Source organism: Cellulomonas citrea, from assembly GCF_009829685.1.
GTDB lineage: Bacteria > Actinomycetota > Actinomycetes > Actinomycetales > Cellulomonadaceae > Cellulomonas > Cellulomonas citrea.
This window is the reverse complement of the sequence record NZ_VWSD01000112.1, coordinates 1-9,958: the sequence shown is the minus strand read 5'-3', so window position 1 is coordinate 9,958 and position 9,958 is coordinate 1. Positions and strand designations below refer to the sequence as shown.

General features: G+C 72.8%; 9 protein-coding genes. 5 read left to right on the top strand and 4 right to left on the bottom strand.

Translation table 11 applies throughout. The annotated features are described in order from the left end of the window. From F2B26_RS11890 to eccD, 3 genes are all read right to left on the bottom strand, one after another. On the bottom strand, nucleotides 1-557 hold a 557-nt coding region (locus tag F2B26_RS11890), incomplete at its 3' end, for a S8 family serine peptidase (RefSeq protein ID WP_159809632.1). Next, nucleotides 554-1,888, bottom strand: coding sequence for a type VII secretion protein EccB (eccB, locus tag F2B26_RS11885; protein ID WP_159809630.1), 1,335 nt, complete (start codon nucleotides 1,886-1,888; stop codon nucleotides 554-556). The genes F2B26_RS11890 and eccB, both read right to left, overlap by 4 nt. Before the next feature lie 5 nt (nucleotides 1,889-1,893). After that, complete coding sequence (gene eccD / locus F2B26_RS11880) at nucleotides 1,894-3,231, bottom strand: type VII secretion integral membrane protein EccD (RefSeq protein WP_159809629.1); 1,338 nt, start codon at nucleotides 3,229-3,231, stop codon at nucleotides 1,894-1,896. Nucleotides 3,232-3,542: 311 nt separating this feature from the next. Here eccD and F2B26_RS11875 point away from each other — a divergent pair, with 311 nt between their 5' ends. The 5 genes from F2B26_RS11875 (at nucleotide 3,543) to F2B26_RS11855 (ending at nucleotide 7,611) form a co-directional block, all read left to right on the top strand. Next, on the top strand, nucleotides 3,543-3,857 hold the full coding sequence (locus tag F2B26_RS11875; RefSeq protein ID WP_159809627.1) for a WXG100 family type VII secretion target: 315 nt from the start codon (nucleotides 3,543-3,545) through the stop codon (nucleotides 3,855-3,857). 38 nt (nucleotides 3,858-3,895) lie between these two features. Continuing rightward, complete coding sequence (locus F2B26_RS11870; protein WP_159809625.1) at nucleotides 3,896-4,195, top strand: WXG100 family type VII secretion target; 300 nt, start codon at nucleotides 3,896-3,898, stop codon at nucleotides 4,193-4,195. 396 nt (nucleotides 4,196-4,591) lie between these two features. Continuing rightward, complete coding sequence (locus F2B26_RS11865) at nucleotides 4,592-5,764, top strand: S8 family peptidase (protein ID WP_159809623.1); 1,173 nt, start codon at nucleotides 4,592-4,594, stop codon at nucleotides 5,762-5,764. Nucleotides 5,765-5,857: 93 nt separating this feature from the next. After that, complete coding sequence (locus F2B26_RS11860; protein ID WP_159809621.1) at nucleotides 5,858-6,295, top strand: hypothetical protein; 438 nt, start codon at nucleotides 5,858-5,860, stop codon at nucleotides 6,293-6,295. A 152-nt stretch (nucleotides 6,296-6,447) separates the two neighbouring features. Beyond that, the gene (locus F2B26_RS11855) at nucleotides 6,448-7,611 is read left to right on the top strand and encodes a S8 family serine peptidase (protein WP_159809619.1); all 1,164 of its coding nucleotides are present in this window, start codon (nucleotides 6,448-6,450) and stop codon (nucleotides 7,609-7,611) included. Nucleotides 7,612-8,080: 469 nt separating this feature from the next. Here F2B26_RS11855 and F2B26_RS11850 read toward each other — a convergent pair whose 3' ends face one another. Continuing rightward, nucleotides 8,081-9,739, bottom strand: coding sequence for an acyl-CoA dehydrogenase family protein (locus tag F2B26_RS11850; RefSeq protein WP_235929637.1), 1,659 nt, complete (start codon nucleotides 9,737-9,739; stop codon nucleotides 8,081-8,083). Nucleotides 9,740-9,958: the final 219 nt, after the last annotated feature.

The window sequence follows — 9,958 nt, the reverse complement described above, 5'->3', positions numbered from 1 at the left end:
GCCTGCCGGATGCCGTCCGCGATGCGTCCGGGCGTGGGGCCGAACCCGGCCTGCCGGGCCTGGTCGGTGTTCTCGGCGAACACGCGCACGGACAGCAGCCGGGCCGCCGGTGCCACGCCGAGCACTCCGGAGCCGTCGACCGCACGGGCCGCGATCACCCCGGCGACGGCGGTGCCGTGCCCGTCGAGGTCGGCGTACCCGTGCGCACCGGCACCGTCGCCGACGAGGTCGACACCTCCGGCCAGGGCCGGGGTGAGGTGGGCGTTGGTCGCGTCGACCCCGGAGTCGACGACGGCGACGAGCACCCCGTCACCCCGGGTGATCTTCCACGCCAGGTCCGTCTGCAGCATGGCGAACGCGGCGGGGGCCTGGTCCAACCAGACCACCTGACCCGCGGTGCAGGTCTGGCCCGCCTCGGCGGGGGATCCCCACGTCGTGCCGGACGGCTGTGCCGCGGCGGCCGGTGCGCTGCCGACCAGTGCTGCAGCGACCGTCGCTGCACCGGCCAGCGCTGCGACGGCCAGGGCCGCGACGGCCGGCAGGCGGTGCCGGGTCACGGCGCGACCGTGCTGCTGCGCCCGGCATCGGCGCCGGCGGCCTCGGTCGACAGCGCGGGGCCGACGGGCAACAGCTCGATCCAGCCGCTCGGCACCACGCCGACGTCGGCGGACGTGTAGCCCAGCCGGGCGAGGGTCTCGGCGTCCGGGGCGACGGGGAACGCGGTGCCGGTGGCGTCGACGAGGTAGAGCGTGCCGGCCGAGCTGGTCCCGCGCCCGTTGTCCCGCACGAGGGCTCCGGCACCCGGCGCCACGGTGACCGGCGTGCCGTCGCCGCTCGCGGTACCGACGGCGAGCGAGGTCGTGGCCTGCCCGTCGGTGCGGGTGGTGAGGGCGCAGACCTGCTGGTCGGCGCCCAGCGCCTGCGGGACGGCGGTCGGCCAGCCGCTTGCGCCGGCCGGTGCGACGGCGGTCGGCAGCGCCTCGAGCGTGGCTGCGGGGACGTCGGTCGCGGTGCCCTGCAGCGAGCCGGTCCCCAGCAGGTACAGCTGGTAGGCCAGCGGGGACAGCGCGGCCAGCGACCCGTCGGCCTGCACGACGTACCGGTCGGCGTCGGGGCTGCCGGCTGCGTGCACGGCCTGCCCGACCAGCAGCGACGTCCCGGCCAGCGGGTGCCCGGCGTCGTTGACGACGACCGGTGCGAGCGTGGTGCCCGGGTCGAAGAGGTCGAGCCAGCGCTCGTCCACCTGGTGCCGGGTGGCCTCGCCGAGCCCGAGCGCGCGCAGCACCGGGTCCACCCGGCCGGGGTCGACCTGGTAGCGCCTCGACCCGGCCACCACGAACACCCCGGCGCGGGTCGTGACGACGGCGGCGGCGTCGGTCGCCGTGGCGTGCGGGGTGGGGGCGATCGTGACCTGGGTCGACCCGTCCGGCCCCAGGCAGGCGGTCCAGCCGGTGCCGACCAGGGACGTGCGGGCGGGCAGCTGGTCGGGTGCGCCGATGATGCCGACGCTCTGCCCGACCGGCACCTTCGCGATCCGGGAGGACGACGTCGTGACGACGGCGAACTCCCCGGACGGGATGAGCAGCCGGGCGCTCGTGGTGTTGACCACCGGGTGCAGGGTCCCGTTTGCCGAGACGAACCGGGCCCCGGTGTCGGTGGCGACGACGAGCCGGTTGTTGGACCAGCCGTCGGGCAGCCCGGGGGAGATCATCCCGGAGAACACCCCGCCCACCACGACGAGCGCGGTGAGGACGAGCCCGGCGACGACGGCCCGCATCGGCCGGGCCGGCTCGAGCTCCTTGCCACCGGCGGCACCGCTGGTGAAGGCGGTGAGCAGCCGGCGACGGCTGAACGACTGCGCCTCGATGAGGTCCTTCTTGCTGGCCACCCCGGTCAGGCCAGCCCGGCGGCGATCGCGCCCAGCGGCAGCAGCGCCGCCAGCGCGAGCAGCTCGACGGCGTCGAACAGCGGGACCAGGCGGATCCGTGCGGCGGGGCTCAGCAGCGTGAGGGTGACCAGGCCGACGGCCGCGGTGAGCAGCGCCGCGAGCAGGACGGAGCGGTCGAGGGTGCCGGTCTGCGCGACGACGGCCCCGGTGAGGGCCAGCCCCGCCGTGCCGATCGCCATGAGGACGCCCACCTCGGCCCGGGCGTACACCTGGCGTGCCCAGAACATCAGGCCGAGGAAGGCGAGCGTGCACAGCAGCGCCCCGGCGATCCCGGCGGAGGCGACCCTGGGCGTCACGGTGAGCACGGCGAGCCCGAAGGCGATCCGCAGCGCGAGCAGGATCGCATGTCCCTCGGCGGTGCGGCGGGCCACCTCGGGTCCGTCGATCGGTGGCGGTGCGGCGAGCACCTCGGCGTCGCTGAGCGGGCTGATGACCTTGATGCGGGTCGAGCTGAGCGCCAGCCAGGGCAGCGCGTTCGAGACCGCACCGAGCACGGCCACGAGCACGGCGAACGGTGCGACGGACCCGCCGCCGGCCAGGGCGGCGACCAGGCCGGTGAGCCCGAGCGCGATGCCCAGGGCGATCGGCACGAGGTGCACCTGGGGCGATGCCGCGGTGCTGGCCAGCGCGAGCCCGCCGACGACGAGCAGGCCGAGCCCGGCGGCCGCCAGCGGCCAGGACCAGAACGGGCCGGCCGGGGTGAGCAGGTAGGCGCCGACGGCACCGTAGACGGCGGCCGCCAGCCCGAGGGCGCTGCCGGCCTCCGGCTGGCCCACCCGGGTGAGCACGGCGGCGGTGGCGACGAGCACGATCGCGGCACCGAGCCCGACGAGCGCGGACAGCCCGAGCCCGTGCGGGGAGGTGAGCAGCAGCCCGGCGCCGAGGGCCAGCAGGGTGACGCTCACGGCCGTCGCCGTGCGGGCGTGGTCGGTCTGGGTCCAGGCCGCGCGCTGGTCACGGGTGGCGTCGATGACGGCCTCGACGACGTCGTCGTACCGCGGTCGGTCGGCGACGAGCGTCCCGCGCACCAGGGTGAGCAGCTCACCGTCCCGCACGCCCTGGGCGGCGCAGCTGGCGGCCGGGTCCAGGTCGGTGCCGTCCGAGCGGCGCAGCGCGAACCCGCCGTGCACGAGCGTGGGGTCGAGCACCCCGAGGCCGCGCACGATGCCTGGCAGCAGCTCGACCAGGGGAACCTGGGCGGGGATGCCGAGGTCGAGGCGGCGGTCCTCCCCGGTGACGGACAGGTGCAGCACCGCCCGGGACGTCGCGACGGACTGACTCATCGATCCCCCTGAACCGAGCACGCCGGCGCGGCACACGTGCGTCCCGGCCCGGCTGCGAGCCAGGGTAGCGGCTGGTGACGCGGCCGTTCCGACGTTCACCGGATCGGGTCGATCTGGTGGCCGGTGGCCCATCTCACCCGCCGAGCCGTGACCTCGACGGCGTGCGGACCGCTAGCGTGGCCACGCCCGAAGGCTTGTCCGGCGCACCTGTGCGGTGCACCTGGAGCGGCCGGACGGGGCCGGGGGGCGGTCGAGACGGTTGCCACCGGCGTGCACGGCAGGCACCGACTCGAGTGAATGGAGCGTGAAACGTGGCAGAGCAGATCTCCGCGGAAGAGGGGGCCCTCCAGCGCGGTGCGCAGGCGGTGGCCGACGCCAAGGCCGGGATCGATCAGCGGGTGAGCTTCGTCCGCAGCGAGATCGAGACCGTCGGGAGCATGTGGACGGGGCCCGCTGCGGCGCGTTTCACCCAGCTCATGGCGGAGTGGGACACCAAGACCAAGAAGCTCAACGCGGTGCTCGACACCCTGGAGGCGTCCCTGCGGGGCACTGCCCAGGACCAGGCGTCCACCGATGAGTCGCACCAGCAGACCATCGCCGGTCTCGCCTCGATCATGGGCGCCTGACCCGGTCTCCCGGTCGGCCACGAGCAGAAGGAGTCGTCATGTCTGGTGTGGGTTCGTTCTCGGTCAGCCCCGAGCAGGTCTCGGGTCTGTCGTCGCAGATCCGGACGGGTGCCACGGGTATCCGTTCGGAGCTGGAGTCGCTGGACTCCAAGGTGTCCCAGCTGCGTGCCAGCTGGTCCGGTGAGGCGCAGGCGTCGTACGACACGGCCCAGCGTGCATGGACGCAGTCTCTGACCGAGCTGCAGCAGCTGCTCGAGCAGATCGCCGCGAAGACCGACGAGATCGCGCAGGGCTACACCGCCGCCGACAAGGCGTCGGCGCAGCGCTTCGCGCTCTAGCGGGCGCGGCTCGACCGCAGCGCCGTTCGAGGGCAGCGCGGTCCGAGCACAGCACGGTTCGACGGCGGCGGGGTGGCCGACGGGCACCGGACAGGTGCCCGCGGCAGCCCCGCCGTCGGCCCGCCGACGGCGGGTGCGCAGCAGGACGCAGACAGCAGGACGCAGACAGCAGGACGCAGTCAGCAGACGACCACATGTCAGGGGAGGTCCACGGTGCTCCGGGGGCGGCGAGGTTCGGTGCGGCGTCGTCGTCGTGGTGTGTGGGCGTTGGTGGTGTCGGTGGGGTTGGTGGTGGCGTGGGCGGTGCCTGCGGGTGCTGCTGGTGGTGATGGGTTGTGGTGGTACGACGCGTATGGGGTGCCGGAGGTTCAGGCGCAGGGTGTGCGTGGTGCGGGGGTGAAGGTGGCGGTGATCGACGGGCAGATCAACACGTCGGTGCCGATGTTGACGGGGGCGAACGTGAGTGTGCGTGAGCCGTCGTTCTGTGCGGTGTCGGATGGTTCGACGCAGGTGCTGCCGGCGAACACGACGGTGATGTCGCACGACTCGTTCCATGGCACGAATGTGACGGCGATGATCTCGGGGACCGGCGTCGGGTACGACGGTGGTGCGGCCACGGCGGGGATGGCTCCTGATGCCCAGGTGCGCTTCTACTCGATCTCGGACGGCACCGATGCGGGCAACAAGCTTCATTGCAACGTCGCCGGGGACGATGGTGGGGCGTCGGGGTTCGCGAGGGCCGTGGTCGCAGCGGTCGATGACGGGGCGCAGATCATCTCGTACTCGATCAGCGCGCTGCTTGTGGGCAGTGACAAGGACGCGGTCGCGTGGGCGTTGCACCAGGGTGTCATCGTGGTGGGTGGGTTGCCGAACGAGTGGCTCGACAGCGGCACGTCGGCGGAGATCAATGGTGTGGTGGCGGTGGCTGCCGTCGACGAGAACCTGCAGCCGGCGAGTGGGGACGCGGTTCAGGGGCCGGTGAACTACGGGCGGGTGACGGTGCGGGCTGCGGGTGTGGGCATGTTCAACCAGGGCACGGTGGAGTCTGGGTCGTGGCAGACCAGGAAGACCGATGCGGCCGGGACGTCGCTCGCAACGCCGCTGGTGGCGGGGATGCTCGCCGACGTCTGGTCGCGGTATCCGAAGGCGACGAGCAACCAGATCCTGCAGTCGTTGATCCACAACACCGGCGGGCAGGACCACGCCCTCGACTACGACCCGGTGCTGGGGTATGGGTTGGCGTCGGTGGTGCACATGCTCACGGTGGATCCCACGCAGTACCCGGACGTGAACCCGTTGATCGCTCAGGGCAGTCAGGAGGCGTGGAACCTGACGGCTGAGCAGATCGCCCAGGCCCAGCGTCCGGCGTGGGCGCCCGCGCTGGCCACGCCGTCGCCGTCGGCGTCGGTCGCACCGGTGGTGCCTTCCCCGTCGGGTGGTCTTGGTGTGTGGGTGTGGGTGATCGGCGGCGGGGTCGCCCTGCTGCTGGTCGTGATCCTCGTGGTCGTGCTGGCCACCCGACGCCGCCCCGACCCGCAGGCACCAGCAGCGCCCTCCCGGCAGACCTGAGATGAGACGCGCAACCGTGGCACGACCAGTCACCACACGACCAGACACCGCACCACGGACGACGAGACAGCTGACCGGCGCAGGGGAGCAGAGATGAGCATCACCACGATCGGCGGGGACCTGGACTTCGTGCTCGAACGGGCGCGTCGCCTGCAGGCCTCGTTGGGACACCTCCCGACGAACGCCGCCGTCGAGCAGACCACCGGGCTGCGTGGCGTCGCCCCGGCGGACAAGTTCGAGAGCGCGCTGAGCGGGGCGGCCGCGGCGCTCTCCACCCAGCTCGACAAGCTCCAGTCCTACATCGCCACCCATGCCGAGGAGCTCAAGGCCGCCGCCCAGAGGCTGGCCGACGCAGACGCGTCCGCCGCCGCTTCGACCGCGCAGCAGGCCGAAGCGGTGCAGGGCGCCGCCGTCCTGCTGACCGCCGTGGGCCAGGCTCAGGAGCAGGTCGCTGCCGACACGACGAGGGCGGCGGAGGTCGCCGGCGTCGGCGATGTGGACCACGAGCAGAGGGGCGGGGCGCTCAAGTGAGGTGTCGCCGTGGTGTGTGGGCGTTGGTGGTGTCTGCGGGGTTGGTGGTGGCGTGGGCGGTGCCTGCGGGTGCTGCTGGTGGTGATGGGTTGTGGTGGTACGAGGCGTATGGGGTGCCGGAGGTTCAGGCGCAGGGGGTGCGTGGTGCGGGGGTGAAGGTTGCTGTGATCGACGAGCAGATCAACACCTCGGTGCCGATGCTCACCGGTGCCCACGTGAGCGTGCGCGAGCCGTCCTTCTGCGTCGTCCCGGACAACCCGTCGCAGTTCTATCCGGCGCAGACGACGCAGGTCTCGGCGAGCTCGCTGCACGGCACGAACGTGACCGCGCTGATCTCGGGAACTGGCGCAGGGTATGACGGGGGTGCTGCCACGGCGGGGATTGCGCCGGACGCCCAGGTGCGCTTCTACGCCATCAGGGGCAACAGCGACACGGAGCGTTGCGGACACGTCTCGGACTCCGACACCTCCTCGGAGTTCGCGAGAGCCATTGTCGCGGCGGTCGATGACGGGGCGCAGATCATCTCCTACTCGATCGGCCAGTTCCTCAACGGCAGCGAGGAGGACGCGATCGCGTGGGCGTTGCACCGTGGCGTCATCCTGGTGGGGGCGCTGCCGAACAAGTCGGAGCAGCTGGACACGTCGGCGCAGGTCAACGGTGTGGTGGCGGTGGCCGCCGTCGACGAGAACCTGCAGCCCCCCAACGAGGACGCGGCTCACGGTCCGACGCCCTACCCACGGGTCACCGTGCGGGCTGCGGGTGTGGGCATGTTCTACCAGGGCACGGTGGAGTCGGGGTCGTGGCAGACCACGAAGACCGACGCGGCCGGGACGTCGCTCGCAACGCCGCTGGTGGCGGGGATGTTGGCGGATGTGTGGTCGAAGTATCCGAAGGCGACGGGCAACCAGATCCTGCAGTCGTTGATCCACAACACCGGCGGCCAGGACCACGCCCTCGGCTATGACGCGGTGCTGGGGTATGGGTTGGCGTCGGTGGTGCACATGCTCAAGGTGGATCCCACGCAGTACCCGGACGTGAACCCGTTGATCGACGTTCGCGCCGACCGGCAGTGGATCATCACGGCCGAGCAGATCGCCCAGGCCCAGCGTCCGGCATGGGCACCGGCGCTGGCCACGCCGTCACCGTCGGCGTCGGTCGCACCGGCGGTGCCGTCCTCCTCGGGTGGGCTTGGTGCGTGGGTGTGGGTGATCGGCGGCGGGGTCGCCCTGCTGCTGGTCGTGGTCCTCGTGGTCGTGCTGGCCACCCGACGCCGCCCCGACCCGCAGGCACCAGCAGGCACCCACCGACAGGCCTGACACGAGACGCGCACGGAACGCCAGACCAGAACAACTGACCACCACAGGGGGCAACGATGAGTGACCGCAGCAGCGCTGAGGAACAACTGCTGGCCTTGGTCGGCGGCGAGAACTGGGCCCTGGCCGGTGCACCGAGCTTGAGTGCCGGACTCGACGCCCTCAAGACCGAGCTGGACAAGATCGTCCAGAGCTCCGGCCTGCTCGGGACGGCGGACCAGGCCGCGCGCGCCGCAGCCGAGAGCCTGACCGGGTTCCTTGAGGAGACCGGCGCGGCGATCGACGCCATGAACGCGGCGATCACCGCGGCCAACGCCTACCGCGGCGAGATCGCGGACAAGGTGGACGGCCTGCCCTCGATGCCGTCCTGGGTCTCCGGTGCTGTGCGGACGGCCGAAGCCGGCACGGTCGTCACGACCGGCGGACTCTCCGTGGTGGCAGGCGAAGGCGCGCTCGGGCTGGTCACGTCGTTCTACGCGAAGCAACGGGCCGAGGCAGCGGCCGCAGCGGTCAAGGAAGCGACCGTGCGCCTCAACGAGCAGGCCGCGTCGCTCTCCGCCGCGACGGATGTGATCCGGACCATCAAGATCCGTCGCACGGACGAGACCCCCTCCGACCTGGACACCTCCACGTCGAGCAGCGGCTCGTCGGGCAGGTCGGGGAGCTCGACGAGCGGCCTCGGGGCTGCGGCGGGCGCGGCAGGTGCACTGGGTGGCGCGCTCCTCGAGGCGGTGGCGCCCGTGCCGTCGTCCTCGTCGACGGGGGGTGGCACCGGGCCAGGCCCCGGATCGAACGGTGTGCCGGCTCGGCCCGGTGCCACGACCCCGTCGGCCGGTACGTCCACCGGTTCGGGGACCTCGGGTGGGTACGTCGCGGTGGACGGGAAGCTCAGGAAGCCCGCACCGCCGCACGCCTCCCGGCAGGTCTGCACCGTGTCGAGGGCGGACCAGGTGGAGACGGCTTTGATCGCCGCGGCCCTGGTCTCCAGCTCCTCCCGGGCGTCGGGGGTGTCGCCGCGGCCGGAGAACACCTCGTCGAACGAGGCGAGCAGCTCCTCGTGGGCGAAGGTCTGCGCGTAGGCCGTGGCCAGACGCGGCAGCAGCCGGCGGCGGTGCTCGGCGTAGTCGAGCAGCACCACCTCCTCGCTGCCGCGGCTGAACTGGCGGCGCTGGTTGGCGTACGTCGTCGCGATGGTCAGGCCCAGACGCTGGGCGTTCACCGCGGCGCCGTCGAGCGAGACCCGGCCCTGCACCAGGGTGCCGAGCATGGTGAAGAACCGCCGGCCGGGGCTGGCGATCGGCGAGGTGTAGGTGCCGTCGGGCGCGACGTCGGCGTACCGGTTGAGCAGGTCGGCGCGCGGCACCCGTACGTGGTCGAACCACAGCCGGCCGTTGTCGATGCCGTTGAGCCCGCCCTTCTGCCCGTCGTCCTCGCCCCCGATGCCGGGCAGGAACTCGCCGTGCTCGTCGCGGATCGGGACGTGGAAGGCGTGCACGCCGTGGTTGACGCGCTGCCCGCCCTCGGTGGTGAGGAGCTGGGCGAACACGACGGCGGCGCGCCCGTGCAGCGCGGCGTTGCCGAGGTAGTCCTTCCACGCGGCACGGAACGGGGTGTGCAGGTCGAACTCACCGGTCGCCGGGTCGTACTCCGCTGTGGTCGCGACGGCGGCGACGTCGGAGCCGTGCCCGGTCTCCGTCATCGCGAACACCCCGGGCGTGGCCAGCGTCATCGCCGGGCGCAGCAGGCGGTCGTGGTGCTCGGCGGTGCCCAGGTGCAGGATCGCCGAGGCGTACAGCCCCCACTGCACCCCGGCCTTGATCTGCATGGACGGGTCACCCAGCACGAGCTCCTCGAACTTGGCGACGGAGCCGCCGTGGTCGTCGGCCCCGCCCAGCCGGGTGGGGAACGCCCGGACGACGTCGTGCTGCGCGGCGAGCTCGAGCAGCTGCTCGAGGACGCGGGCACGGTGCTCGGCGCGGTCCTGGCCCTCGACCTTGTGGAACCGGGGGTCACGCATGATCTCGCGGGCCATGAGGCGCAGCTCGGCGTACCGGCCGAGCAGGTCGGTGCGCAGGGACGGCACGTCGACCCGGGCCGTGACGGTCGGGGGGCGGTCGGTGGTGGTGGTCACGTGCGGTCTCCTCGTCATTGAGCAGGCGCCGGGGTCGGCGGGGTGGTGCGGGTGTCAGCGCGGGGGTTCGACCCCGGCCCAGAGCCAGTCGGTGATGCGGGCCGCGGCGGCGGTCCGGTCGGGCATGCCGGGGGTGTCGCGACGGGCCATCCACCACTCGCCGGCGCCGCGGACGAAGCCGAGGGCACCGGCGCCCCAGGCATCGGCGGCGGCTGCGGT